Source organism: Bradyrhizobium sp. Crot121, assembly GCF_059512385.1.
Genome location: NZ_JCAMOR010000442.1, coordinates 1 through 399, shown reverse-complemented (window position 1 = coordinate 399; position 399 = coordinate 1). Strand labels below are relative to the sequence as shown.

1 protein-coding gene is annotated in these 399 nt (G+C 60.9%); it reads right to left on the bottom strand.

The window, feature by feature from the left end; all coding sequences use genetic code 11:
• Positions 1 to 399 (bottom strand): ferredoxin reductase domain-containing protein (locus AC5ZGW_RS47390; protein WP_496114304.1); only part of this gene is annotated, 399 nt, incomplete at both ends.

Genomic DNA, 399 nt, shown 5'->3' with positions numbered 1-399 from the left:
GCTCTCGTGGTGACCGACATGAACCGTCATTTCCGAACGCAGCAGCTCTACGTCGAAAGGCTTGCCGGGCTGAGACGACAGGAACCGTTCCGAATGCAGGTTCTGCTGCGGCCAGCCGGCCTCCAATCCCGCTCTCAATACGCCGTCGATCATGCCGGAGGGGCCGCAGACATAAAGGTGCGTGCCCAGCGGCTGGCTGTCGAGCAGGCGGGTGACAGGAATGAAGTTGCTCTCAGCATCGCAATAGATCTTCACCCGATGCGAACCGTAGCGGTCGACCAGTTCCCGGCAATAAGCGCCGCGATCGTGGGAGCGCACCGCATAATGCAGCTCGAAATTGGCACCCTCTCGGGAGAACTGCTCCATCATCGCGATGAAGGGCGTGATACCGATCCCGCC